A 23,439-nucleotide genomic window follows, 5' to 3' on the forward strand; every position below is an offset into this window, starting at 1 on the left:
TGGTCTCCCGCTAGCTGCGTATCGCCCAGAACGCCATGTCGAGACCGGGAAAGTCGCCGGCGATATGCATCGCGACACCTCCGGACTTTTCCAGCTGCCGCCACAGGTCGCTGTTGCGCGTTTCCAGCTCGAAATAGTTGGCGCCCGTGTGGAACGGAATCTGCCGCGGCGCCACCGGCATCGGCATGATCCCCACGCCGGGCAGCGCCAGCGTGACCAAGTCGCGGATACGCTCGACCGGGCCGATCTTCACCTGCAGCGGGAAGCGCGCGCGCAGGGCCTCGCTCGGCATGTTCGACAGCACCGCGAGCACGAAGGTCGCGTTGCGCTGCAGTTCCACGTCCGGGATCATCGCCACCTGCACGCCGCGCCCGCGGTCGTGCAGGTCGATGCGGATGGCCGACTGCTCCAGCACCATCGACAGGCTGCGCCGCAGGTCGTCCATTACCGGCCGAAAGCTCACTGCCAGGTCGTCATGGATGTACGGCCCGAAGCGCGCCACGCGGCGCGAGTCCCTGAACGTGGCCAGGTCGCCGGCCAGCGCCAGCGCCTGCTCGAAGAAGTGCTGCGGATGCAGCATCGCGCTGCGCGCCAGGTGCGCGAACAGCGGCTCGTTGCGATTCACGGTCTGCAGCAGCAGGAAGTCCGCGATCTCCGACACGCCGCCGGAGCCGCCCTGCGTCATGCGGCCGGCCAGCGCCTCGCCGCGCTGGCGCAGCAGGCCCAGCAACTCGTCGAGCCACGAGCGCACCACCGCATGACCGGCCACGTCGAGCAGCGGCGGGACCAGCGCGCGGTCGAGCTGGACCTGGTTGTCGACACGGCGCTCGACCACGCGCGCGACGTTGATCGTGGTCCAGGCATCGGTGGTGTCGCTCGCGCGCATGAGGCGCGTGTGCAGCGCGCCGAGCTGCACGGTGGCCGTGCGGTCGCCGGAGGTGTTGGAGTCGGGCACGTCGACCTCCAGCACGCGATGCCGCACCAGGTCCTCGTAGCCTTCCGCATCGGCCTCGCGCGCGCCCGAGCGGCGCAATGGCAAGGCCAGCACCACCGCCTCCTCGCGCATCGTCGGCGGGATGTCGATGGGTTCGGGCAGCGGGTCGATGGCCGGCATGTCGAACACGGTGCCGTCGCCGAAGACGCCCACCGCGCGCACGAGCGCGAGCTTGCCGAGCGTGAGCGCGGCCGCATCGATCTCGAGTTCTGCGAACCCCCAGGCGTAGGGCGTGGTGGTGCGCAGCAGCAGGTGCCGGGCATGGTCTGCGTGGCGCTCGCTCTGCTGAAGGTGCTGGGGCTGCAACAGCATCCCCTCGCTCCAAACCACTTTTGTTCGCCAGCTCATCCGCGCTCCGTCACCGGCAGGGGTTGCCAGAAGTTGGCAGTGTCGGATGCTTGGGCGGGGCGGAAAATCTGGCTAACGGCTTAGCGGGTCGGGGTCGGTCTAGTGCGAAGGCACTAGCGGGAAAGCCCGCTTTTCGCGGGCGCGGACGGCGGGCTCGGGCCTTGGTGTGCGGGTCGACCGGCGCGAACGCGCAAACAGAAAGGGCCTTGCGCGAATGGGGCGAAGAGAACGGGCTTGCCATCGCAGGCGACCAAGGCAAGGATGTGGGCTGACCAGGAACGCAGCGCACGGCATCGACTCTCATCACGATGAACGCCACACATCACCCCAGAGGCCTGCCACGGCGCGCCCTGTCCGCCGCGATCGTCGCCCTGCCCGCCCTGTGGCTCGGCGCCCGCGCGCAGGCGCCGGCCGCCCGGCGCGCGACGCCCGCGCAGACCGAAGGCCCGTTCTACCCGGTGGCCCTGCCGGCCGATTCGGACAACGACCTGCTGCACAACGGCACGCTGACCTATGCCGCCGCCGAACCGACCTGGGTCGATGGCAGCGTTACCGACCTCGACGGCCGGCCGCTTGCAGGCGCGCTGGTGGAGATCTGGCAGTGCGACGAACACGGCCACTACCACCATCCCGGCGACGGCGACCGCGCCGACCGTGCGTTCCAGGGCTTCGGCAAGGTCGCCGTCGATGCACAGGGCCGCTATCGCTTCCGCACGATCCGCCCGGTGGCCTATTCCGGCCGCACGCCGCACATCCATGTGAAGGTCAAGCTCGGCGCGCGCGAGTTGCTGACCACGCAGCTCTACGTCGCGGGCGCGCCGGGCAACGCGCGGGACTTCCTGTGGAGCCGCTTGTCAGAAGACGCTCGCGCGACAGTTACCGTGCCTTTCGAGCGTGCGGCCGATGGCTGGAAGGCGAGCTTTCCGATCTACGTCGCGGCCTGATACGCCTTCGCAATCAAACGCATAACTGCGTTGGACCGCCTTGCCGTGCTACGGCACTGTCTGCGGCGCTCCGCCTTGTTCTGCGCTTGATTGCAAAGCCGTATGACGTCGCCTGCCCGCACCAAGTCGTTTGCATCGCCGCGAGCAACAGGGTCGACGCCGCCGAGTGCGGTTGTACCTTGCGCGCGGCGGTTGAATGGCGCACGCTCCCGCCATGAAACGATGCTTGGGCCCTCATGGATGAGACGCCGGAAACCCGCTACGCCAAGAGCGGGGACTTTCACATCGCCTACCAGGTCGTCGGCAACGGCCCGTTCGACCTGGTCTTCATCCCGGGCTTCATCTCCAGCGTCGAATACTGCTGGGAAGACCCGCGCATCGCGCACTTCTACCGCCGGCTCGCTTCGTTCGCGCGCCTCATCCTGTTCGACAAGCGCGGCACGGGCATGTCGGACCCGGTGCCCGTCGAGCAGTTGCCTTCCCTGGAGCAACGCATGGACGACGTGCGGGCCGTGATGGACGCCGCCGGGTCGAAGCGCGCCGCACTGGTCGGCGTGTCGGAGGGCGGGCCGCTGAGCCTGCTGTTCGGCGCCACCCACCCCGACCGCGTGTCCGCCATGGTCATCATCGGCACCTTCGCGCGCGTGGCCTGGGCGCCCGACTACCCCTTCGGCGTGCAGGCCGATCTATGGCACGGCCTGCTCAAGCGGATGGCGGAAGGATGGGGCAAGGGCGTCCTGCTGTCCGCCTTCGCACCCTCGCTCAAGAACGATGCCGGGGCGCGCCACTCATGGGCACGCCTGCAGCGCAGGGCCTCCAGCCCCGGTGCGGCGGTGGCGGTGATGCGCATGGCCTACGAAATCGACACCCGTTCGATCCTGTCCGCGGTGCGCTTGCCGACATTGATCCTGCATCGGCGCGAGGACCTGCTGGTGTCGGTCGAGCATGCACGCTACCTTGCGCGCGAGATACCGGGCGCCAAGTACGTGGAGCTCCCCGGCACCGATCATTTCTTCTGGACCGGCGACGCCGATGCCTACCTCGACGAGGTCGAGGAGTTCCTCACCGGCGAGCGGCATGCCGCGGAGACCGACCGCGTGCTCGCGACCATCCTCTTCGCCGACATCGTCGGCTCGACCGAGCGCGCCGCCGAACTGGGAGACGCGCGCTGGCACGCATTGCTCGACAGCTACTACAGCGTGGCCCGCCGACAACTGGTGCGCTTCCGGGGTCGCGAGATCGACACCGCGGGCGATGGCCTGTTCGCCGCGTTCGACGGACCGGCGCGTGCCATTCGCTGCGCGGCGGCCATCGGCAGCGGCGCGCGGCTGCTGGGGCTCGACATTCGCGTGGGCGCCCACACGGGCGAATGCGAAGTGATGGGCGACAAGATCGGCGGCATTGCGGTGCACATCGGCGCGCGCGTGGCCGCGCAGGCGGGGCCGGGCGAAGTGATGGTATCGAGCACGGTGAAGGACCTGGTGGCCGGCTCCGGCATGGCATTCCAGGACCGCGGCAGCCACGCGTTGAAGGGCGTGCCGGGGGAGTGGCACCTTTACTGCTTCATGCCGACGCAGGCGTAGCTGCTACGCCGTGCAGGCGCGTCATCCGCTACGGACAAAGGCCATCAGGCGGGTGAGGTCGCCCGCATCGGCCGTTCGCAAGGCGTTCAGGTAGGCGTGACGGACCTCTCCGTCGGCCACGAGGTTGGCGCCATGGCTCCAGGAAAAGCGATGACCGCCTGCTTCGCTCAACAGGCTGTCTGTCGTCAACGCTAGCCCATAGGGTTACAACAATCCAAATATTGTTAGCCTGAATAGAAACGGTCTCGCCTCAATTGATCCCTCATGGGCGAACACGGCTTAGAAAGAAGGCCCAGGCAACCGATAGCCCAACTGCCGCTCGTGCCGCAACGAAAGCAGCACGACATCCTGATCGGAGTGGGCATAGAGCATCAGGTGGCGATCCAGCACCAATTCGCGCAGACTTGGCATGCCCAGTTCGCGGGCAAGTTGCCTTGCCTGCCCGGCTTGAAACTGCCCCCAGCCCGATCGGGCGTCGAGGAATCGGGCCGGCCGCCCACTGGCGGGGGCGAATGAAATCAGGCTGCGCGCCTTCACGATCCCCGCTTGCAACTTGCGAAAACGCGCCGGCGCCGAATCGACATCCTGCTGCTCCATGAAGTCCTTGGCGACGCGCAGGCATTCCACGAAGTTCGGGACTGCCCGAACCCTTGCGTTGACGGGAATGCTCACGGGGTGGGGCGAATACCGAGCGCCTGGTCCAGTTCCGCGTCGGGAACGAACTCCCCGGCCAGCGCCTGTCGCAATCCAGCGACGGCATCCTCGGCCAATACGAGACTGGCGTGCTCCGCTTCGAGGGCGTGGTAGTAGTCCAGTCGGCGCGCATCGATCAGGGCGACGTAGCTCGCCCCGTTCTTGGTCAGCACCTTCTCCGAGCCTCCGCCCACCACGTCTTCGGCCAACTCGGTGAGACGGGCCCGGGCCTCGCTGATGGGGACAATGTCCGACGCTCGCAAAGTCATTTGCCAGAACTCATTAAGGTTTAGGTTAATAAAGTCTAGCAACTGCGTCCGTCGCACGCAATCGCGATCCAACGCAGCGATGCGTTTGCAGGCGAGGTCGTATCAGCCGCCGGCGCGATGAACGTAGTCCTGGTACGCCGGCAGCGCGATCGCCGCGAGGATGCCGATGCCCGCGGCGCCAAGGACCAGCACCACGCCCCAGAAGGACCAGCGCTTCTGCACGCGATTGAAATGTTCGAGGCTGTCCCAGCGCTTGTTTCGCCACGCCATCTCCCGGCCCTTGAAGCCCAGATAGAAGCCCATGATGAAACCGACGTACGGCACCAGCGCCAGCACGCCGATCCACGTCTTGTTGGAGATCGCCCAGATCCAGTTGAGCAGGAATGCGCCCCAGCTCCAGCCCTTCACGCCTTCCGGCACCACGATCTGGCTGCCGCCGCCCGAGTTGTTCTCGAAGTCCGGCGCGAGGTCCAGATCTGCGCGTGGCGCTGCGTAGGGGTTGTCCATGGGTCACCTTGTCATGACGGATCTGAAATTGTCATGTGAAAGTATCCGGAAAACCGTGACAAGCCTCACTTCGGGAAGGCTCCCGCGTTGCGCAACCGCTACGTGGAGGCCAACCAGAGCATGCCGACGCCCAGGCCGATGAAGCACGCCGACACCAGCAGGAACCACCACCAGAGCAAGGTGGGCCGGGCCACGGTGGCCGGCCTGGTTCTCTCGCGAACCACCGCCAGCGCGCCGAGCAACAGTGCGACGAGCACGCCCAGCAGGAAGGCCCAGGGGAGCCATTCCTGCGGCATCAACCGTGCGGCGAGAACGCCGAGCATGACGCATCCGGCGAATGCGAAGCCTCGGTAACGGTTGGCCATCACTTCGAGTCTCCAGGGACGAGCGATACCGCGATTGACACTGCCGACTTTCCTTCCTGCGCCTTGATGGGGGGTGAGCCCAGCAATGTACCCGCCGCGAACGGGCTCGACCCAGCCCGCGGCGCGGAACTTTCCACGATCGGTGTGCCCGTGATGGCATAAGGACTAGAAGGCGGCGTCGACCCCGGCTCAACGCTCCATCAAGACCTGCAACATGCGCTGCGGGTTGGACAGGAAGTCGCGCGTCACCTGGAAGTGCTCCGTGTCTTCGTACGCGATCCTTGATATCCCTTCATTGCTGCATTGGTAGATGCACGCGTCCGGATAGGCCATCAGGATCGGCGAGTGGGTGGCGATGATGAACTGGGAGTTGTCCAGGACCAGGTCATGCATGCGGGACAGCACGGCCAGTTGCCTTTGCGGCGACAACGCTGCTTCGGGCTCGTCGAGGATGTACAGGCCCTGGCCGCCAAATCGTTGCGTCATGAGCGCCAGGAAGGATTCGCCATGCGACTGTTCGTGCAATGAACGGCCTCCATAGGAATCGACGATGGGCGGACCGGCCATGGGGTCTTCGTCGAGCCTCTCGATCTCCGTGGCCACGTTGAAAAAGCTCTCCGCGCGCAGGAAGTAGCCGTCCCGCGGCCGACGAATCCCCTTGGCGATCCGCAGGTATTCATGCAGCACCGAATGCGACCGGCGCGTGCCGAAGTTGAAGTTGCGCGTGCCGCCTTCGGCATTGAAGCCCAGCGAGACCGCGATCGCCTCCAGCAGCGTCGACTTCCCGGAACCGTTCTCACCGATGAAGTACGTCATCCGCGGATGCAGGTCGATCTGCTCCAGCGAGCGTATGGCCGGCAGCGAGAACGGATAGCGGTCGAACGAATCGACCTTGTCCCGCCTGAGCGTGATACGGCCGACGTACTGGGAGGAAATCAAGTCAGTCTTCAACCAGGCTTGCAGGCGCCGTCGAATGCCAGGGATACCGCGGAACCGGCTTTGCCGGGCCGCTGGTATCGCCCCCTTGAGGGGGTAGCGCCGCAGGCGCTTCGGGGATGGGCCTTTCTTTACGCAAACACATCCGACACATACCGCCCATGCTCGTGCTCCATGCGATCGGCCCAGGCGTTGGCCGTGGCGTCGTCGCACTTGGTCGCGCGCTGGTACATTTTCAGGAAGGTCTCCCGCACCGCCGGCGCCATGCGCTTGCCGTCGCCGCACACGTAGAACTGCGCGCCTTCGGTGAACAGGTTGCCGATCTCGATGCGGTCTTGCCACACGCGGTGCTGCACGAACATCACCTCGCCTTCGGGCTTGGCGGAGAACGCCGGCCGCATCTCCACCACGCCCGCAGCCTCCCACTTGGCGAACTGGTCGCGGTAGAGATAGTCGACATCCGGATCGTCGACGCCGAAGAACAGCAGCGCCCGGCCCACCTCGCGGCCGGCGGCCTTCTGCGCGGCGCGCTCCTGCAGGAAGCCGCGGAATGGCGCGACGCCGGTGCCGGCGCAGACCATCACGACGGGGGTGCGCGGGTCCGTCGGCGGATGGAAGCCCGACTGCGATGGCCGCACCGCCACCGACAGCCGGTCGCCCGCCTGCAGCCGCGCAAGGTATGAAGAAGCGACGCCTTCGAAGCGGCCATGCCCCGACATCGCCGGCACGTCCAGCACGGCGATGGTCAGGCTGGCCTCCGCCTCGTTGGCCAGCGGCGACGAGGAGATCGAATACTGGCGCGGCCGCAGCGTCGGCAGCATGCCCAGGAAGCGCGCAAAGCCGATGTCGCAGGACTGGGCGCGTTCGAGCAGTTCCAGCAGGCTCACGCGCTTGGCCAGCACTTCGGCTTCATAGACGTCCTCGGCCGCGAGGCGTTCCAGTTCCTTGCGCTCGGGCGGGCATGGCGTGGCTTCCGCCAGTTGCGCGACCTGCGCGCGGGTGACCGGCTGGGCCAGTTCCACGTAGCCCGACAGCACCTCGTAAGCAGCCACCGGGTAGTCGCCCGGCAGCGAGGCGGCTGCGCCCGCCTGCCGGTGGATGACGATCTGCGTGTCGCTGGCCAGGCCGAAGCGCTTGAGCGCGCGCGCGACGATGGCCTCGGGGTTGCGCGGCAGCACGGACAGGTAGTCGCCGGCCTTGTAGCGCATGCCCTCGGGCAGCGCGATCTGCAGGTGGCGCTTGGAGCGCGCGCCCGCGTGGGCGATGTTCACCAGTTCGCGGTTCTCGACGATCACGCCCTGCTCGAGTTCGTGCAGTTGCAGCGCGCGCTCGCGTCCGGACGTAAGCACCTCCACGTCGAAGGTGGGCGTCGAGGCCTTCTCGGCGACGGCGCGGCCCAGGGCCTTGCCGACGTCGGCCCAGAGGGTCTCGTACCAGCTGTCGAAGGCGCCGAAGAAGTCGCCGCCCGCATCGGTCTCGCCGCGCGGACGCAGTTCCTTGCCGCCGGCCGCGGCAAAGGCTGCGTCGAGGCGCTTGGGGATGGCTTGATAGGTGCGCGCCCACTGGCGGTTTCCGCAGCCGAACACCGCGAAGCGCAGGCCAGCAAGCTCGCCCGCGCCGCGCGCCTCCAGCCAGGAGAGAAACTGCTTCGCGTTGTCCGGCGCCTGGCCCTCGTAGGAGGCGGAGACGACGATGACGGTCATGCCCGCGGCCAGCGTGTCCGCGTAGTCGTCCATCGGGGCCACGGTCGCGGCATAGCCTTGGCGCGGCGCGTCGGTGGCAATGCGCCGCGCGAACATCTCGCAGGATCCGGTGTTGCTGCCGTAGAGCACGACCAGGCGCGGCGCGTCGTCCTGCAACTGGACTTCCTCGGCCTGCTCGTTGACCAGGGCCTGCTTGACGCTCGGGATGGCGCTGCGCACCGCGAAGCCACCGGTGCCGCGGCGGCGCGCACGCATCAGCAGGTTGTGCGGCTTGATGGTGAGCGTCTCGGAGACTACGAGCTGGTACGAAGGGTCGTCGAGCACGATGTCGAAGCGCTGCAGCATCATCGAGACGACCATCTGCGCCTCCTGCATCGCGAAGGCCCTGCCGATGCAGGCGCGCACACCGTTGCCAAAGGGCTTCCAGGCGTTCGGCGGCAGCTTCTCGGCCTCGCTGGGCTCGAAGCGCTCGGGCCGGAACTCCTCGGCGTCGTCGCCCCAGACCGCCGGATCGCGGTGCAGCGACGGCGCCAGCACCAGCGCCGTGTCCTGGGCGCTGAGCGGGTACTTGCCGCCGATCATGGTGTCCTGGATCGGCTTGACCGAGAACGCGGGCGCGGTGGGCCACAGGCGCAGCGACTCCATGAGGATCTGCTCGATGTAGCGCAGCTTCGCCAGGTCCTCGACGCGCGGCAGGTTGTCGCCGAGCACCTCGTCGACGATGGCCTGCGCCTTCAGCATCACGCGCGGGTTGGTCATCAGCAACTGGCAGGTGAAGGACAGCAGCCCGCTGGTGGTCTCGTGGCCGGCGATCAGGAAGGTGACCAGCTGGAAGCGGATGTTCTCGTCGGACAGCTTCTCGCCCGTGACCGGATCGACGCCGTTCATCATGACGTTGAGCAGGTCCTTCTTCTCCAGGCCCTTGGGGTCGGCGCGCCGCTCGATGATGAGCTGGCCGGCGATGCGGGCCAGCAGCTTCTGGTCCGCCTCGTAGCGGCGCCGCGTGCCGACCATCAGGTCGGAGACGACGCCGGGGCGCCGCCCGCGCTGTCCCGCCTCCTCGAGCGCGGAGCCCATCGCCGCGACGAAGGGATGCATCTCGTTCTGGTAGAAGCTGTTGAAGCGCACGTCGAACGCGCACAGCGCGATGGTGTCGAGCGCGAGGCGGGTCATGTTGTCCGTCACGTCGATGACGCCCGACGGCCCGAAGCGCTCCCACTTGACGAACATCTGGTCGGCGATGTCCACCATGCGGTCGAACATCGAGCGCACCCCGATCGGGCCGAAGGCCGGCATCAGCAACCGATGCGCCTTGGCCCAGTTGGGCTCGCTGTTGTAGGCGGTGAAGAGGCCGTCGCCGGCGAAGTCGCGGATGTGCTTGAGCGGCCCGCTGATGCGCTTCACGAAGCGGGACTCGTCGCAGAGCTCATCCACCAGTGCCTGCGAGCTGACGACATGCACGTCCTTGCCCGCCAGGGTGAGCTTGTAGATGCCGCCGTATTCCCGGGCCAGTCGCATCATGCTCTGGATGGGCGCCTTGGAGTCGAGTTCGCCGATGTTGCCCAGCAAGAGCTTCATCGGCGGTTGCGGAACGACGGATTGGCCAGGGCGCTTGCTCTTCATTGAAAGTCTCCGTGGATGTGAGCGGGGCCAAATCATGCACCAACGGGGACGTGCCGGGTGTCTCAGGCGGGCGTGACGCGCATGCCTGGAAGTTCCGCGTTGCTCCGCTCGCGCAGCCAGAGCACCAACCCGCACACGAACACCACGAGTTGCGTGCCGATCAGCAACGAGAAGCCCGCGAAGAAGCCGGAACCCGCCGTCGCGCCCGCGCCGCTGGACATCGCGCTGATCACGCCCCCCATGAGCGCCGGCATGAACCCGGCCACCAGGCTGCCGGTGCCGTTCACCACGCCGAAGGCGCTGGCCACATGCTCGGGCCGCGCGCAGTATTGCACCGTGCTGGGAATCGCCGGGCTCATCAGGCCCCAGCAGAAGTTGGCCGCGATCAGGCTGTAGGCTGCGGTGTAGGGGTCGTGCACGTTGATCGCGAGCAGCACCGACAGCGCCACGCCCGCGCTCGCCGCCATGAAGATGAACGGAACGTGCCGGCGCTCGATCCTGTCGATGACCACGCCGCCGAGCAGCACCGCGAGCACCGTCGCATATTGCGGCAGCGAGGCCAGCCAGCCCATCTCCTTGAGCGAGAAGCCGCGCGCCTCCTTCAGGTAGGTCGGCAGCCAGTTGCTGCTGCCCCAGAGGTAGGCCAGCGCCGCCGCCGTCAGCACGGTGATGAGGACCAGGTAGCGGGTGTGCAACGCGCCCTTCACGATCTCGCCGACTTGAGTGAGTGCCGCGCCAATCGACTCGGGCTTCTTCAGGGCCGCGTAGCTGGCCGGCATGTGCACGAACGCCAGCACCAGCGGAATGCCGACCGCAATGTTGATCAGGCCAAGCACATAGAAGGACGTCTCCCAGTGGTAGCTCGCGAGCAGGTAGCCGATGAACGGATAGCCGATCGCCAGGCCGAGCCCGGTGCCCATGTTGACCAAGGAATTCGGCTTGCCGTTCTCGCGGCTTTCGAAGTGGGCCTTGATGTACGACGAAGCCAGCGAGAACAGCGGGCCTTCGGACACGCCCAGCAGGATGCGCGAAGCCAGCACCAGCCCGTAGCCGTCGAACCATGGCGTCATGAAGGTGACGACGCCCCAGAGGACGAGCCCATACATCAGGCTCTTGCGCACGCCGAACAGCGCCGCGCAGAACGGCGTCAGCACGAAGGCCGACACGCCGTAGCCGGCCATGAAGGCGGTGGCCAGCAGGCCCTGCCTCACCCGGTCCGCCCGCTCGATGCCGATGTGCGCCAGGAAGCCTGGATCGGTGATCAGCACCGCGATGTTGATCCGGTCGATGTAGGAAATGGCGACGATCACGAACAGCGTGATGACGCCATACCAGCGGTATGTCTTGGCTTGCATGGACGTGGTCCTTTGAATGGAGACTAGAAGGCGACGCGCATCCCGGCTTCGCCGCCGGTCGACGCGTGGTTTGGCGAAGTCGAGGCACCGGCCAAAGCCTGGCTGGCGCCGTCGCTGTTGGTCAGCCGTGCCACGGTGGCGTAGACGGCGGTGCGCTTCGAGAAGTTGTAGGCGTAGCCGAGCGCGAGCTTGGATGAGGTCGGGTCCGGCACGTTGCCCACCGGCTTGCGCACGTAGCGCGCATAGGAGGCCTTGATCTCGCCCGGGCCCACCGGCAGGATGAAGCCGACCAGCGCGCCCTTGCCGTCGACGGCACCCAGCGACTCGACGTAGTACTCGCCCATGACGCGCAAGCCCAGCAGTTGCTCGAAGGTCCAGGAGGCGCCCAGGTTCGAGACGCGCAGGTCGCCCGTCGCGTAGGTCGTGAGGCCCGTGGCAATGGACACATGGAAAGGCCCGGACTGGTAGCCCAGCCGGACGCCGCCGTACCTGCCGTCGTTCTGGTTGGGCACCGGGATGGCGCCGGGCGTCGCGGGGGGCAGCGTCGAGTTCGAGATGTTCTCGCCCATCGCGTACATCACGCTGCCATAGAAGCCGCCGAGGTTCGGCGGGAGGAAATAGCCGACGCTGTTCGACGCGCGGGTGCCGGTGGGCGCCGTCAACCCACCCAGGCCCGAGAAGTAGAGCTGGTTCGCGCCGATGCCGCTGCCGGTGCCGAAGGGGTCGAAGATCGCGGTGTTCCAGAAGGTCGGCGTGTAGTCGCGGCCCAGCCGCAGTTCGCCCAGGGTGCTGCTGGTGAGGCTGACCGTCGAGCGGCGGTTGAAGGTCAGCGTGCCCAGGCCGGCGGTGCCGTTCAGCTGGTTGTTGGTGTTGCCCGGGAAGCCGGTGCCCGTATCGTTCTGCAGCCCTTCCTCCAGCCAGAAGCCTGCCGACAGCCCGCCGCCGAGGTCTTCGTTGCCGCGAAAACCCAGCCGGCTGAACGAGTTGGCACTGTTCGTCAGCTGCCACTTGCTCGTGGAAGCCGGGCCCGATCCGGTGGTGTAGGTGACAGCCGCATCGACCACGCCGAACAGCGTCACGCTCGATTGCGCGCAAACGACGGACGTGACAAGGCATGCGGCCGCAGCCACAGAAATTCTCTTCATGGGTTCTTTCAGTCTTCGGGAGTTCGCGCTGGCGTCAGATGTCGAGGACCAATGGCCCGCGCTGGCATCGCGACACGCAGATCATCATGGTCTTGTTGGCCGCGCGTTCGGCCTTGGTGAGGATGCCGTCGTGGTGGTCGACCTCGCCCGACAGCACCTTGGTCTCGCAGGCGCCGCACACGCCTTCCTTGCAGCTGTGGTCGGGGTTGAGGCCGGCGTCGATCAGGCTGTCGAGGATCGACTTGCCCGGCGGCACCTCGACGCTCTTCTTGCTCTTCGCGCACTCGACCACGTAGCTTTGCGTGGCGCTCGGCGTCTCCACGTGCACGGCGGCGAAGCGCTCGATGTGCGCGTTGGAATAGCCGAGCTTCTCGCAGGTCTTCTCGAAGTTGTCGAGCATCGGCGTGGGGCCGCAGCAGTAGAAGTGGCTGTCGGCGCCCTTGTCGGCCAGCAGCGCGGCGAGGTCGGGCGGCGCGCCCTTTTCCTCGTCGAAGTGCCAGGTCAGCTTGACGGACTTCTCCGCCGCGAGCGCCGCGATCGATTCGCAGAACGCCGCTTCCTTGCGGGCACGCGCGCAGTAGATCAGCTCCACAGGACGGCCGGTCGCGACCAGGCGTTGCAGCATGCACCAGATCGGCGTCACGCCGATGCCGCCGGACACGAGCACCGATCGCCCCGCATCCTCCTGCAGCTTGAAGTTGTTGCGCGGCACCGAGATCGGCAGCGTCGTGCCCACGCGCAGTTGCTGGTGCACGTAGCGCGAGCCGCCGCGGCTCTTGCGGTCGTTGAGCACGCCGACGACATAGCGCTGGCGGTCGGTCGACGGGTTGCACAGCGAATAGCTGCGTACCAGTCCGTTGGGCAGGTGCAGGTCGATGTGCGAGCCGGCCTCGAAGGCGGGGAAGTCCACATCCGGCGCAGCCGGGCGGAACTCGACACTGACGATGCCGTCTGCCTCGTAGCGCATCGTGTGCACCAGTGCGTTCAGCGTGGGGGATGACATGGCGGAAGACCTCTCTACGGTTCGCGTGCGTGACGTCAGGCGGTGGCCAGCGCCGGCTCCGTCGCTTGCAACTGTTGCGTGGCCAGGCCGCGCAGGTGGCGGCGCAGGCGCACCACGCCCAGGTCGTGCTGGTAGAGCTGCTCGTGCTGGTTGGCATCGGGCTCCATGTTCTCGATCAGCACGCGATCCTGCTCGAGCACATGCCAGTGGCGCGCCTCGAGGCGGTTCTTGTAGAGGAAGCGCCAGGTGTCGCGCTGCCAGCCGGCGGGCAGCTTGCGCACGCGCCAATGGAAGGCGCACGAGAGCGTCGGCGAGATCGGCGTGTAGCTGCCGACGATGATGAAGTTGCCGCCAGGCCCGCCGGTCTTCGGATACGGGATCTCCAGGCGCATCCAGTGCGTGCCGGTGTCGGCCCATTCGGTCCAGTCGAAGTTGACGTTGCGCTGGCCTTCCTTCTCGAACACGAAGCCGGTGTCGGTCGCGCGGATGCCGAACTTGGCCGTCGAATCGCCCTCGGCCATCGAGTGCGACTGCTTGTGCAGGAAGGTGCCGTGCATCGGGTCCATCACGTTGTCGAGCACGTAGCGGTAGTCGCCCTTCCACTCGGCATAGCAGAGGAAGCCGGAGTATTCGGCGTCGTCGGTGAGCTGCTCGGGCAGCACCAGCGGCGGCGGCGTGTCAACCGACTCCTTCGAGTTGTAGAGCCACACCGCGCCGGCCTTTTCCTCGACGTGGAAGAAGCGCGTGGCCTGCGCGCCTTCGAGCTTGCAGCCCGGGCTGCCGGGCACGCGCGTGACGACGCCGTCGCAGCGCACTTCGACGCCGTGGTACGGGCACGAGAGGCGGTCGCCGAGGATCACGCCTTGCGACAGCGGCGCACCGCGGTGCGGGCAGCGGTCTTCGAGCGCATGCAGCTTGCCGCTGTGGTCGCGCCAGAAGGCGAACTTGCGGCCGAGCCGGCGCAGCGAGACGGGCGACTCCTTGATGAAGCCCGACGGGCAGATGGGGTACCAGAGGTCTTTCAGGCCGATCTCGAGCAGCTGGTCGACCGGGTTGTCGTGGGGGGTGGTCATGGTCTGGTTCCTCTCAGGCGCCGAGCAGGGCGATTTCTTCGCGGTAGATGGCTTCGGTCCACTGCTTGCCGCTGGGGCTCGCGAGGCCGCTGTCGTTGAGTCGCTCGACCAGGCCGGGCAGGTCGTGCACACCTGCGGCAAAGGCACGCTCGATCGCGTCGCCCAGCAGGTCTTCGTAGGTGGTGGGGGCGCGGGTGCGCGCCTGGTGGGGATCGAGATAACGGTCAGTCATGGTTCGCTCCGTGGGGGTGTGAATTCGATGGACTTGCATGTCTTGTCTCCTGTGTGGGGGTTATTCGGCGACGATGTTTCGCGACTTGACGATCCCGGCCCATACGGCCGTTTCCTCGCGCATCGCCTTGGCGAACTCGGCCGGCTTCATGGTGGCTTCGGTCATGCCCTGGGCCTTCAGGCGCTCGGCCACGTCGGGCTGGGCAAGGATGTCGGCGGCGTCCTTTGCAAGTTGCTCGACCACGGCGGGCGGGGTGCCTGCCGGTGCGAGCAGTCCATACCAGGACGTCACGTTGACGCCCTGGATGCCCTGCTCGGCCAGCGTCGGGATCTCCGGCGCCACCGGGCTGCGCTTCGCCTCGGTCACGCCCAGCGCCACCAGCTTGCCGCTCTTGATGAAGGGCAGCGTGGCCGGCAGGTTGCTGAACATCAGCGGCACGACGCCGCCAAGCACGTCGTTGAGCGCGGGGGCCGTGCCTTTGTAGGGCACATGCAGCAAGTCGACGCCGGCCTGCTGCTTGAACAGTTCGCCCGCCAGGTGCAGGCCGCTGCCGACGCCGGGCGACGCGTACGACAAGGTGCCGGGCCTGGCCTTGGCCATCGCCACCAGTTCCTTCGCGCTCTTGATGCCGGACGCGGGCGATGCCACCAGCACGTTCGGAGCCTTGGCCAGCATGGTGATGGGGGCGAAATCCTTCTCGATGTTGAACGGGAAGTTCGGCATCAGCGTCGGGTTGATCGTGAGGTTGCCGGCCGGCACCACGAGCAGCGTGTGGCCGTCGGCCTTGGCGCGCTTGACCTTCTCGATGCCGATGTTGCCGGCAGCACCGGCGAGGTTTTCGACCACGACCGGCTGGCCATGGCGCTTGGCGAGGCCGTCGGACAGGATGCGGGCCAGCGTATCGACCGGGCCGCCGGGCGGGAACGGCGAGACGATGGTGAAGCGATCGGAGGCCAGCTGCTTCTGCGCTTCGGTCGTCTGCGCATGGACGGGAGCCACGACGGCGAAGGCGAACAGCGTGGTCGCGAGGACTTTGAAGGTGTGTTGCATGGTCGGGTCCCTCATTTCTTCTCGGTGAGGAACTTGCCTTGCGGGCCGTCGACGTTCTTCTGGCGGCGCGTGTTGCCGTCGAGGCCGCCGTCGACCGCCCATTCGGCGAACACGGTCGGGCCCGGCTCGAACTCGCGCGGCTGCCAGTCGGCCGTCAGCTGGTCCTCATCGGCGTAGTACTCGATGAGTCCGCCGGCCGGGTTCTTGAAGTACCAGAAGTAGGCCGAGGACACCGGATGGCGGCCCGGGCCGAGCTGCGTTTCCCAGCCGCGACGCGAGAAGTGCAGGCCGCCGCCGAACACCTCGTGGATGTCGCGCACGGTGAAGGCCACATGGTTCAGCCCGCGCTTGGCCGAAGGCAGCTGCAGCAGGAACAGGTCGTGGTGGCCGCCGTCCGGCGCGCAGCGCATGAAGGCGCCGCGGTTCGGGTAGCTGTCCGAGGAGACGAAGCCGAAGTTGTCGCGGTAGAAGGCGCTGGTCGCCAGCACGTCGGTCACGAAGAACACGACGTGGCCGACTTCGATCGGTGTGGCGCGTTCGTAGATCGGCGCGGGCTGGTTGATGCGGGCCTTGCGGTTCCAGGTGTTCATCTCGCCGCAGTCGACTTCCACCGCGTGCTTGCGCGTGACTTGCAGGCGAACGGCCAGGCCGTTGGGGTCGATGCAGCCGATGCGCCGCGCGCCGTCGACGGTGGCATCGAAGAAGCCGGGCTGCGTTGCGATGGCTGCGGCATAGCGATCAAGATCGGCATCGCTTTCGACGCCCCACACCACTTCACGCAAGGTCGGGCCTTCCTCCATCGCGGGCGGGAGGCCGGCCTTGTCCAACGCCGCGACGACAACCTTGCAACCATTCAGGCACTCGAAGCCGAGCTCATCGGCAGCTTCGGACGTGAGCGCGAGGCCCCAGTCGCCGAAGAAGCGCTTGCATGTCGGCAGGTCGTCCGACACGTAGGTGATCTGGTCGATTCCAAGAACGCTCATGTCAGTTGCTCCAGGCGCGGTGGGTGACGCCGGCCCATGGCAGCGGCTCGTCGTTGGTGCCCCAGTACATGCTCTTCTGTTCCATGTACTGGAAGATGCCTTCGCGGCCCTTCTCGCGGCCGAGGCCGCTGTCGCGCCAGCCGCCGAAGGGCGTCGATACCGAGAACTGCTTGTAGGTGTTGACCCAGACGGTGCCGGCCTGCACGGCACGGCCGATGCGCCAGGCGCGCTTGAAGTCGCGGCTCCACACGCCGGCGGCCAGCGCGTAGATGCTGTCGTTGGCCTGCTCGATCAACGCTTCCTCGCTGTCGAAGGGCATCGCGACGAGCACCGGGCCGAAGATCTCTTCCTGGGCCGTGCGTGCGCTGTTGGTCAGGCCTTCGAGGATGGTGGGCGTGTAGAAGTAGCCCTTGTCGCGGCCATCGCCGTGCGGGCGCACGCCACCCGTGCGGATGTGGGCGCCTTCGGAGACGCCGAGCGCCACGTAGCGCTCGATGCCTTCGCGATGCTTCGCGGTGATCAGCGGGCCCATCTGGGTCTGCTCCGACGCCGGGTCGCCGACGCGCAACGCGTTCGCGCCTTCGGCGAGCCGCGTGAGGAACTCGTCGTAGATCGAACGCGCGACGAAAAGGCGCGAGCCCGCGATGCACGATTCGCCCGAGGAGCTGAAGATCCCGTAGAGCACGCCGCTCACCGCATGGTCGAGGTCGGCGTCTTCCAGCACCATCGTCGCCGACTTGCCGCCGAGTTCCAGCGACACCGGCATCATCTTGTCGGCCGCGATGTGCGCGATGTGCTTGCCCGTCGTCGTGCCGCCAGTGAAGGACACGCGCTTGACCAGCGGATGCTTCGTGATGGCATCGCCGATCACCGAGCCCTTGCCCGGCAGCACGCTGACGATGCCCTTGGGCACGCCGGCTTCCTCGCAGATGCGTGCGAGTTCGAGCGCCATCAGCGGCGTGACTTCGGCCGGCTTGAGGACGACCGCGTTGCCGGCCGCGAGCGCGGGCGCCAGCTTCTGCGCCTCGCTGGCGATCGGCGAGTTCCACGGCGTGATCGCGGCGACCACGCCCATCGGCTCATGCACGCTCATCGTGACGAAGGGGCCGCGCGAAGGCGTGATGGTCTCTTCCAGCGTCTCCAGCGCGGCGGCGAAGAACTGGAAGGTGCCGGCCGCGCTCGCCACGAGGGCGCGCGTTTCGTTGATGGGCTTGCCGTTGTCCAGGCGCTGTTTCTGCGCCAGCGTCTCGCCTTGCTCGCGGATCAGTTGCGCCACGCGATGCAGCACCGCGGCGCGCTCGTGTGGAAGCTTTTGCGCCCAGCCGCTGGTGAGGAAGGCGTGGTGTGCGCGCGTGATGGCTTCGTCGACGTCGGCAAGGCTCACGGCGTTGAGGCGCGCGATCGGCTCGGCCGTGGCCGGATAGAGGCTCTCGTAGGCATCGCCGCCACCCAGGCGCCATTCGCCTGCGATGTTGACGGGAAGGAGTTCGGAAGAAAACATCGTGGTGTCCTGGTGTTCAGATCGCCATGTGCGCGACGCGGTTGCGCATCGCGCGCACTGCGCTGTAGACGGTGAGTGCGGAGGTCTTGGGGTTGGCCGCCAGCGCCTTGTTGCGCATGGTCAGTTCGAAGCTGCCGAAGGCGCCTTCGGCCTCGACGACGTGCACGTTCTCCGTGACGGCCGGGTCGGCGATGAGGCGCACGCGGGTGAGGTCCAGGCCCAGGCCGGCCAGCGACACGGTGGCCGCGACGTTGGCGTTCTTCGGATAGAGCGATGCGGCCTCGCGGGCGCTGCCTTCGAAGATGATCGTTTCCAGCGCCAGCGTGGCGAGGTTGCGGCCCTGCTCGGCCGGCGTGCCGGTCCAGGCGTGCGGCGGCTTGCGGCCGGTGTAGCGCACGGCATCGAGGCCGCCGGCGCGTGCCGCCGCCAGTGCGTCGATGGCGCCGATCGCGCCGGCGATCAGCTGCACTTGCGTATGGCCTTCGCAGGCTGCACGTTCCAGTTGTTCCGCCAAGCCGATGGCCGACAGCGCGCCCACCGATGCCACGATGCATGGCAGGCCGCGCTTCAGGGCCGGCAGCACATGCGCCTCGATGGCGGCATGACCCGCGGCCTCGACCACCAGGTCGATGCCGGCCGTGGGCACGCCCGTCACCACCTCGGCGTTCGACGCCAGGCTGGCGAGCGCGGCGCGGGCGGCGGTCACGCCGAACTCGGGCACGACGATGGCCACGACCTCCAGGGTCGCATCGCCCTTCAGCAGTTCGAGCATCGAGGTGCCGATGGCACCGCAGCCGATGAGTGCAACGCGCATCATGGCCGTGCGCTCACTTGCCCGCCACCGCAGCCGTGCCGAGGGCCGGAATCTGCGTGATGGTGTTGGTCGGCGGGCCCGCGAAGGTGGTCTTGAAGCCGCCGATGGAGAGCATGTCGATCTCCAGCAGGAAAGGACCCGGCTTGCCGACGGCCGCAGCCAGTTGGCCCGGCAGGTCGTCGAGGTTCTTCACGCGTGCATGCGGCAGCGCGAGCGACCTGCACAGCAGCTCATAGTCGGGCGTGTGCAGTTCGGCATAGCAGCGGCGCCCGCCGTATTGCGCGTCCTGGATGTTCTTGATGACGCCGTAGCTCTTGTCGTTCATGAGCACGATCACCATGTCCGCCTGCTCCTGCACCATGCAGGCGAGTTCGCCCAGGTTCAGGATGAAGCCGCCGTCGCCGGCCAGGCAGAAGGTCTTGCGGCCCGATGCCGTCTCGGTCGCGCCGATGGCCGCGCCGATGGCCATCGGCATGCCCTGGCCGATGCCGCCGCCCGTGGCATGGACGCCCGCGCTCGGCTCGAACACGCGCAACTCGCGGTTGCCCCAGGTGCTGTTGGACACGGTCACGTCGCGCACCCAGTTGAAGTTGCGGCCGGCGATGGCCTGGATCTGCTTGACCAGTTCGGCATACGGGCCGAGTCCGTCGCGCAGCGTGGCGACGGCCTGCGTGTGCGCAGTGCGAAGGTCCGTCAGCAGTGCGGGATCGGCCTTGTACTTCGCGGCTTCGAGGCGGTCGGCCAGGCCGTCCAGGGCCAGCGCGGAATCGCCGCAGACGAAGGCTTCGGTCGAATAGCCGCGGCCTTCGGCGGCAGCATCCGCATCGATGCGGTACAGCGGACGCGGCAGCTTCAGTTCGTACTTGAGCGTCTCGTTGCCGCGCAGGCGCGAGCCGACCACGAGCATCGCGTCGCAGGTCTGGTAGAGCGCCTCCACCGGCTTCTGGATGTTGTAGGCGCCCAGCGATCCCGCGTCGTCCTCGGGCACCGTGCCGCGGCCTTGCGTGGTCGTGACCACGCCGAAGCCCAGCTTCTGCAGGCGCTTGATCGCGGCGCCGGCATGGCGTGCACCGCCGCCGACCCACAGCATGGGACGCCTGGCATTCGCGAGGCTCGCGGCCAGCGCATCGAGCCCGGCAGCGGAGGGCACGGCCGCATCGATGGGCAGCGGCGACAGGTCGGCCGGCATCGTCGTGAGTGCCGACTGGATGTCGATCGGGATCTCCACGCTGACCGGGCCGGTCGGGGCGGTCAGCGCGACCTGCACTGCGCGCTTCAAGGTGCCGAGCACCGTCTCCACGCTGCGCACGCGGAAGGCGGCCTTCGACACCGCCTTGAGCATCGTGAGCTGGTCCGGCGCCTCGTGGATGTACGACATGCCCTTGTCGAGATAAGGCGTTTCGATCTGGCCGGTGATGTGCAGCAGCGGCGCGCCGGCGGTCAGTGCCTCGACCATGCTGCCGGCGATGTTGCCCGCCGCCGGGCCGGTGCTGGTGATGCACACGCCCAGGCTCGCGGTGGAGCGTGCATAGGCATCGGCCATGTTGCCCGCACCGGCCTCGCCCCGTGCCGAGATGAACCGGATCGCGCCACGCTGCGCGAACGCATCGAGGATCGGCATGTTGTGGATCGAGATCACGCCGAACGCAGCCTTGACGCCGCATTGTTCGAGGAAGGCGGCGACGACGGCGCCGACGGTGACGGGGTTGGTTGAATTACGCATGGCGAGAGTGGCCTCCAGAGATGTCAAGGTGGGCGCCGGTCGTATAGGAGGACAGCGGCGTTGCGAGGAAAAGAATCGCGCGGGCGGCTTCGGTCGGAAGCCCCAGGCGACCCAGCTGAATGTGTTTGTCGTGCGCGAGCTGTTGGCTCCATGCGGCCCAGTCGAGCGACTTGTCCTCGCGCGCATCGAAGCGGCGGCGCCATTGGCCGGACTCGATCAGCCCGATCAGGATCCCGTTGACGCGTACGCCTTTGGGCGCGAACTCGGTGGCCAGCGAGCGCACCAGGTTGAGCAGGCCGGCGCGTGCTGCGGAGGTGGCGACCATGTGCGGTTCCGGCTGGCGTGCAAGCAGCGAGTTGGCGCAGACGATGGCTGCATCGCCCAGCACCGCGGCTTGCGCCGCGAGTTGCGGCAGGAAGGCGCGCGTCGGGTTGATGACAGAGAAGAACTTCAGGTGCAGCTCCTCGGTCCAGGCCTTGTCGTCGGTGTCGGCAAAGGTGGAGACGCGGCCCTGGCCGGCGTTGTTGACGAGGATCGAGGCGGGGCCGAGTTCGGCTTCGCACTGGGCCGCGAAGCTGCGCACCGCATCGCCGTCGAGCACGTCGCAGGTGCGGGCAAACAGCCTGGCCTGCGGCCGCGCTGCGCGCAGGCCGGCCACGGCACTGTCGAGCCGTTCGGCATTGCGCCCGCACAGCGCGACCGCGGCGCCGCAGTCGAGCAGCAACTCGACCGTTGCAAGGCCAATGCCGGACGAGCCGCCCGTCACCACGGCCACGCGGCCGGCGAGCGCATGCGGCGAGAAGAAGCTGGAGGAGATGAGCGGCGAAGTCATGTTGCGAAGCTTCGGAATGGGTTCAGGCACGGTCGCCGCCGCGCAGCGGAACCACCTTGCTGGCGGACGCTGGCGAGTAGTTCAGCAAGCCGGAGATGTCGTCGGCGGTGCTGCGCACGCGCAGCACCATCTCGTCGATGCGGCTTTCGTCGATGTGGTCGGAGGTGATCGTTGCGCCCAATGCCGCGACGATGTGGCCGCTGTGGTCGCGAACGGGTGCGGCCACACTGGAGATGTTGGCCTCGAAGAAGCCTTCGCCCAGGACGTATCCGCGTTGGCGGTCCCCCTGCACCATGTCGAAGAGTTCGTTCACCGTCTTCGGCGTGTTCGGCGAGAAGACTTCGAGCTTGTCTTCCGGATACAGCGCGCGCAGTTGCGGCAGCGTGAGGTCTTCCAGCAGGATGCGGCCGAGCACCGTGGCATGCGCGGGCAGTCGCGTGCCCACCGAGACCTGGCTGAGGAAAGGCGAAGGCGGCGCCACCTTTGCCACGTAGACGATGAAGCGGCCGTCGCGCACCACCAGATTGCAGGGCGTGCGCAGGTCGTCCGACAGGCGTTGCAGCAAGGGCGTGCCGAGTTGCGTGAGCTCCAGCGAGGCCAGGTATTCGAAGCCCAGGCGCAGCACCGCCAGGCCGAGGCGATAGTCGCGCCCGCCATCGGCCTTCTCGACGAAGCCCATGTTCTCCAGCGTCGTGAGGAGGCGGAACACGGTGGAGCGCGGCAGGTCGAAGCGGCGCGAGAGTTCGGGCGCGGAGAGCGTGCGGTTCTCGCGGCTGAATTCGCAGAGCACGCGCAGGCCGCGTTCGAGCGCGGGCACGTTGTAGCGGTCCGAGCCTTCGTCCATCGTTTCGCTGGTGGTCATGTCGCTTCCTTCCTGTGGTTGTTGTTCATGCGGCGAGCACGTCGCGCAGCAGCGCGGCGACGGCTTGCGGTTGTTCGACATAGCTGGCGTGGCCGGCGCTGGCGATGAGTTCGAGCGGCACGCCGCATTGGTCGGCGACTTCGGCGCAGGACTGCGGTGTGGTGACGACATCGAGCGCACCGCAGGCCACGCGCACCGGCATCGCGGGCGGCAGGTCGGCCAGCAGGTCGCCGCCGCACAGCAGTTCGACGGCCTGGCTGTAGCCGGAAACGTTGAGGCGCGCCATGTTCCAGCGCACCCACTGGCGGGCCTGTTCGCTGGCGCCGCTGGACAGGAGCCGGGCTGCACTCTGCGCGGCCATGCCGGCGATGCCGACCTGGGCGAGCGTGTCGAGGCGCTGCGTGCGGACCCGCTGGCTTGCTTCAGCCCGCGAAGGTGCGCCGTAGCCGGTGGCCGGGCTGATCAGCACGAGGCGCCGGATGCGCGAGGCCAGTGGTGAACCAGGACGCGCAGCGCAGGCCGCGGTGAGCGCGCCGAGCGAATGGCCGACGAGCACGAAGGACTCCAGGCCGAGCGCATCGACGAGCGCGTGAAGCCGGTCCGCATAGTCGGCCGCCTGCGGCATCGTCGAGGCAACAGGCGTCGATTCACCGTAGCCCGGTGCGTCCCATGCAATCACGCGCGCTGCGCCTTCCAGCAGCAATGCAGTGTCGAGCCACGATGCCGAACCCGATCCGATGCCATGCAGGCAGACGACGGCCGCACCGCTGCCGCATTCGCGCACGGAGACGACGGCGTTGCCGCGCACCGGCACGTTGCGCACCGGAAAGCGCGCATCGAGCCGCGCCAGTTCCGAGGGCGCGAGCGCGGGGTTCTGCATGACAGCGGCGTCGTTCATCGC

General features: G+C 67.5%; 23 protein-coding genes. 2 read left to right on the top strand and 21 right to left on the bottom strand.

Going from position 1 to position 23,439, the window contains the following annotated elements; genetic code table 11:
• Positions 1 to 10: 10 nt before the first annotated feature.
• A complete protein-coding gene (tssK, locus tag HCU76_RS31730) occupies positions 11 to 1,342 on the bottom strand; it encodes a type VI secretion system baseplate subunit TssK (protein ID WP_218511495.1) in 1,332 nt (443 codons plus the stop codon).
• 308 nt (positions 1,343 to 1,650) lie between these two features.
• Between tssK and HCU76_RS31735 the strand changes: the two genes are divergently transcribed.
• Both HCU76_RS31735 and HCU76_RS31740 read left to right on the top strand, forming a co-directional pair.
• Positions 1,651 to 2,286, top strand: coding sequence for a protocatechuate 3,4-dioxygenase (locus HCU76_RS31735; RefSeq protein WP_218511496.1), 636 nt, complete (start codon positions 1,651 to 1,653; stop codon positions 2,284 to 2,286).
• 236 nt (positions 2,287 to 2,522) lie between these two features.
• Entirely contained in the window at positions 2,523 to 3,869 is a 1,347-nt protein-coding gene (locus HCU76_RS31740; RefSeq protein ID WP_218511497.1) for an adenylate/guanylate cyclase domain-containing protein, read from the top strand.
• A 21-nt stretch (positions 3,870 to 3,890) separates the two neighbouring features.
• Here the strand turns inward: HCU76_RS31740 and HCU76_RS31745 are convergent, their stop codons facing one another.
• From HCU76_RS31745 to HCU76_RS31840, 20 genes are all read right to left on the bottom strand, one after another.
• Entirely contained in the window at positions 3,891 to 4,058 is a 168-nt protein-coding gene (locus HCU76_RS31745) for a hypothetical protein (protein ID WP_218511498.1), read from the bottom strand.
• 90 nt (positions 4,059 to 4,148) lie between these two features.
• The gene (locus HCU76_RS31750) at positions 4,149 to 4,541 is read right to left on the bottom strand and encodes a hypothetical protein (RefSeq protein WP_218511499.1); all 393 of its coding nucleotides are present in this window, start codon (positions 4,539 to 4,541) and stop codon (positions 4,149 to 4,151) included.
• The gene (locus HCU76_RS31755) at positions 4,538 to 4,831 is read right to left on the bottom strand and encodes a type II toxin-antitoxin system Phd/YefM family antitoxin (protein ID WP_218511500.1); all 294 of its coding nucleotides are present in this window, start codon (positions 4,829 to 4,831) and stop codon (positions 4,538 to 4,540) included. Before HCU76_RS31755 ends, HCU76_RS31750 begins: the two co-directional genes overlap by 4 nt.
• Positions 4,832 to 4,933: 102 nt before the next feature.
• The gene (locus tag HCU76_RS31760; RefSeq protein WP_218511501.1) at positions 4,934 to 5,338 is read right to left on the bottom strand and encodes a hypothetical protein; all 405 of its coding nucleotides are present in this window, start codon (positions 5,336 to 5,338) and stop codon (positions 4,934 to 4,936) included.
• 98 nt (positions 5,339 to 5,436) lie between these two features.
• Complete coding sequence (locus HCU76_RS31765) at positions 5,437 to 5,703, bottom strand: hypothetical protein (RefSeq protein WP_218511502.1); 267 nt, start codon at positions 5,701 to 5,703, stop codon at positions 5,437 to 5,439.
• 189 nt (positions 5,704 to 5,892) lie between these two features.
• On the bottom strand, positions 5,893 to 6,642 hold the full coding sequence (locus tag HCU76_RS31770; protein ID WP_218511503.1) for an AAA family ATPase: 750 nt from the start codon (positions 6,640 to 6,642) through the stop codon (positions 5,893 to 5,895).
• Positions 6,643 to 6,770: 128 nt separating this feature from the next.
• Positions 6,771 to 9,965, bottom strand: a complete 3,195-nt coding sequence (locus tag HCU76_RS31775; RefSeq protein WP_218511504.1) for a bifunctional cytochrome P450/NADPH--P450 reductase — start codon at positions 9,963 to 9,965, stop codon at positions 6,771 to 6,773.
• A gap of 62 nt (positions 9,966 to 10,027) precedes the next feature.
• Positions 10,028 to 11,320, bottom strand: a complete 1,293-nt coding sequence (locus HCU76_RS31780; protein WP_218511505.1) for an MFS transporter — start codon at positions 11,318 to 11,320, stop codon at positions 10,028 to 10,030.
• A 23-nt stretch (positions 11,321 to 11,343) separates the two neighbouring features.
• Entirely contained in the window at positions 11,344 to 12,465 is a 1,122-nt protein-coding gene (locus HCU76_RS31785) for a porin (RefSeq protein WP_218511506.1), read from the bottom strand.
• A 34-nt stretch (positions 12,466 to 12,499) separates the two neighbouring features.
• Complete coding sequence (locus tag HCU76_RS31790; RefSeq protein WP_218511507.1) at positions 12,500 to 13,468, bottom strand: PDR/VanB family oxidoreductase; 969 nt, start codon at positions 13,466 to 13,468, stop codon at positions 12,500 to 12,502.
• Between the two features lie 35 nt (positions 13,469 to 13,503).
• On the bottom strand, positions 13,504 to 14,541 hold the full coding sequence (locus HCU76_RS31795) for an aromatic ring-hydroxylating dioxygenase subunit alpha (protein ID WP_218511508.1): 1,038 nt from the start codon (positions 14,539 to 14,541) through the stop codon (positions 13,504 to 13,506).
• Positions 14,542 to 14,554: 13 nt separating this feature from the next.
• On the bottom strand, positions 14,555 to 14,773 hold the full coding sequence (locus HCU76_RS31800; protein WP_213958146.1) for a recombinase-like helix-turn-helix domain-containing protein: 219 nt from the start codon (positions 14,771 to 14,773) through the stop codon (positions 14,555 to 14,557).
• Between the two features lie 60 nt (positions 14,774 to 14,833).
• Positions 14,834 to 15,823, bottom strand: coding sequence for a tripartite tricarboxylate transporter substrate binding protein (locus HCU76_RS31805; RefSeq protein ID WP_218511509.1), 990 nt, complete (start codon positions 15,821 to 15,823; stop codon positions 14,834 to 14,836).
• Positions 15,824 to 15,834: 11 nt separating this feature from the next.
• A complete protein-coding gene (locus tag HCU76_RS31810) occupies positions 15,835 to 16,806 on the bottom strand; it encodes a VOC family protein (RefSeq protein ID WP_218511510.1) in 972 nt (323 codons plus the stop codon).
• A gap of 1 nt (position 16,807) precedes the next feature.
• Entirely contained in the window at positions 16,808 to 18,307 is a 1,500-nt protein-coding gene (locus HCU76_RS31815) for an aldehyde dehydrogenase (RefSeq protein ID WP_218511511.1), read from the bottom strand.
• 16 nt (positions 18,308 to 18,323) lie between these two features.
• Entirely contained in the window at positions 18,324 to 19,124 is an 801-nt protein-coding gene (locus tag HCU76_RS31820; RefSeq protein WP_218511512.1) for an aspartate dehydrogenase, read from the bottom strand.
• A gap of 10 nt (positions 19,125 to 19,134) precedes the next feature.
• Positions 19,135 to 20,844, bottom strand: a complete 1,710-nt coding sequence (locus HCU76_RS31825) for a thiamine pyrophosphate-binding protein (protein WP_218511513.1) — start codon at positions 20,842 to 20,844, stop codon at positions 19,135 to 19,137.
• Positions 20,837 to 21,676, bottom strand: coding sequence for an SDR family oxidoreductase (locus HCU76_RS31830; protein WP_218511514.1), 840 nt, complete (start codon positions 21,674 to 21,676; stop codon positions 20,837 to 20,839). Before HCU76_RS31830 ends, HCU76_RS31825 begins: the two co-directional genes overlap by 8 nt.
• A 22-nt stretch (positions 21,677 to 21,698) precedes the next feature.
• A complete protein-coding gene (locus tag HCU76_RS31835) occupies positions 21,699 to 22,538 on the bottom strand; it encodes an IclR family transcriptional regulator (protein ID WP_218511515.1) in 840 nt (279 codons plus the stop codon).
• A 25-nt stretch (positions 22,539 to 22,563) separates the two neighbouring features.
• A complete protein-coding gene (locus HCU76_RS31840) occupies positions 22,564 to 23,436 on the bottom strand; it encodes an alpha/beta fold hydrolase (RefSeq protein ID WP_218511516.1) in 873 nt (290 codons plus the stop codon).
• Between the last annotated feature and the right edge of the window lie 3 nt (positions 23,437 to 23,439).

It is taken from the genome of Variovorax sp. dw_308 (assembly GCF_019207085.1).
Lineage (GTDB): Bacteria > Pseudomonadota > Gammaproteobacteria > Burkholderiales > Burkholderiaceae_C > Variovorax.

What these genes read in the sequence shown, in the direction of transcription:
- tssK (WP_218511495.1), bottom strand. Translation starts at nt 1,342, where the DNA reads ATGAGCTGGCGAACAAAAGTGGTTTGGAGCGAGGGGATGCTGTTGCAG.
- HCU76_RS31735 (WP_218511496.1), top strand. Translation starts at nt 1,651, where the DNA reads ATGAACGCCACACATCACCCCAGAGGCCTGCCACGGCGCGCCCTGTCC.
- HCU76_RS31740 (WP_218511497.1), top strand. Translation starts at nt 2,523, where the DNA reads ATGGATGAGACGCCGGAAACCCGCTACGCCAAGAGCGGGGACTTTCAC.
- HCU76_RS31755 (WP_218511500.1), bottom strand. Translation starts at nt 4,831, where the DNA reads ATGACTTTGCGAGCGTCGGACATTGTCCCCATCAGCGAGGCCCGGGCC.
- HCU76_RS31760 (WP_218511501.1), bottom strand. Translation starts at nt 5,338, where the DNA reads ATGGACAACCCCTACGCAGCGCCACGCGCAGATCTGGACCTCGCGCCG.
- HCU76_RS31765 (WP_218511502.1), bottom strand. Translation starts at nt 5,703, where the DNA reads ATGGCCAACCGTTACCGAGGCTTCGCATTCGCCGGATGCGTCATGCTC.
- HCU76_RS31775 (WP_218511504.1), bottom strand. Translation starts at nt 9,965, where the DNA reads ATGAAGAGCAAGCGCCCTGGCCAATCCGTCGTTCCGCAACCGCCGATG.
- HCU76_RS31780 (WP_218511505.1), bottom strand. Translation starts at nt 11,320, where the DNA reads ATGCAAGCCAAGACATACCGCTGGTATGGCGTCATCACGCTGTTCGTG.
- HCU76_RS31785 (WP_218511506.1), bottom strand. Translation starts at nt 12,465, where the DNA reads ATGAAGAGAATTTCTGTGGCTGCGGCCGCATGCCTTGTCACGTCCGTC.
- HCU76_RS31790 (WP_218511507.1), bottom strand. Translation starts at nt 13,468, where the DNA reads ATGTCATCCCCCACGCTGAACGCACTGGTGCACACGATGCGCTACGAG.
- HCU76_RS31795 (WP_218511508.1), bottom strand. Translation starts at nt 14,541, where the DNA reads ATGACCACCCCCCACGACAACCCGGTCGACCAGCTGCTCGAGATCGGC.
- HCU76_RS31800 (WP_213958146.1), bottom strand. Translation starts at nt 14,773, where the DNA reads ATGACTGACCGTTATCTCGATCCCCACCAGGCGCGCACCCGCGCCCCC.
- HCU76_RS31805 (WP_218511509.1), bottom strand. Translation starts at nt 15,823, where the DNA reads ATGCAACACACCTTCAAAGTCCTCGCGACCACGCTGTTCGCCTTCGCC.
- HCU76_RS31810 (WP_218511510.1), bottom strand. Translation starts at nt 16,806, where the DNA reads ATGAGCGTTCTTGGAATCGACCAGATCACCTACGTGTCGGACGACCTG.
- HCU76_RS31815 (WP_218511511.1), bottom strand. Translation starts at nt 18,307, where the DNA reads ATGTTTTCTTCCGAACTCCTTCCCGTCAACATCGCAGGCGAATGGCGC.
- HCU76_RS31820 (WP_218511512.1), bottom strand. Translation starts at nt 19,124, where the DNA reads ATGATGCGCGTTGCACTCATCGGCTGCGGTGCCATCGGCACCTCGATG.
- HCU76_RS31825 (WP_218511513.1), bottom strand. Translation starts at nt 20,844, where the DNA reads ATGCGTAATTCAACCAACCCCGTCACCGTCGGCGCCGTCGTCGCCGCC.
- HCU76_RS31830 (WP_218511514.1), bottom strand. Translation starts at nt 21,676, where the DNA reads ATGACTTCGCCGCTCATCTCCTCCAGCTTCTTCTCGCCGCATGCGCTC.
- HCU76_RS31835 (WP_218511515.1), bottom strand. Translation starts at nt 22,538, where the DNA reads ATGACCACCAGCGAAACGATGGACGAAGGCTCGGACCGCTACAACGTG.
- HCU76_RS31840 (WP_218511516.1), bottom strand. Translation starts at nt 23,436, where the DNA reads ATGAACGACGCCGCTGTCATGCAGAACCCCGCGCTCGCGCCCTCGGAA.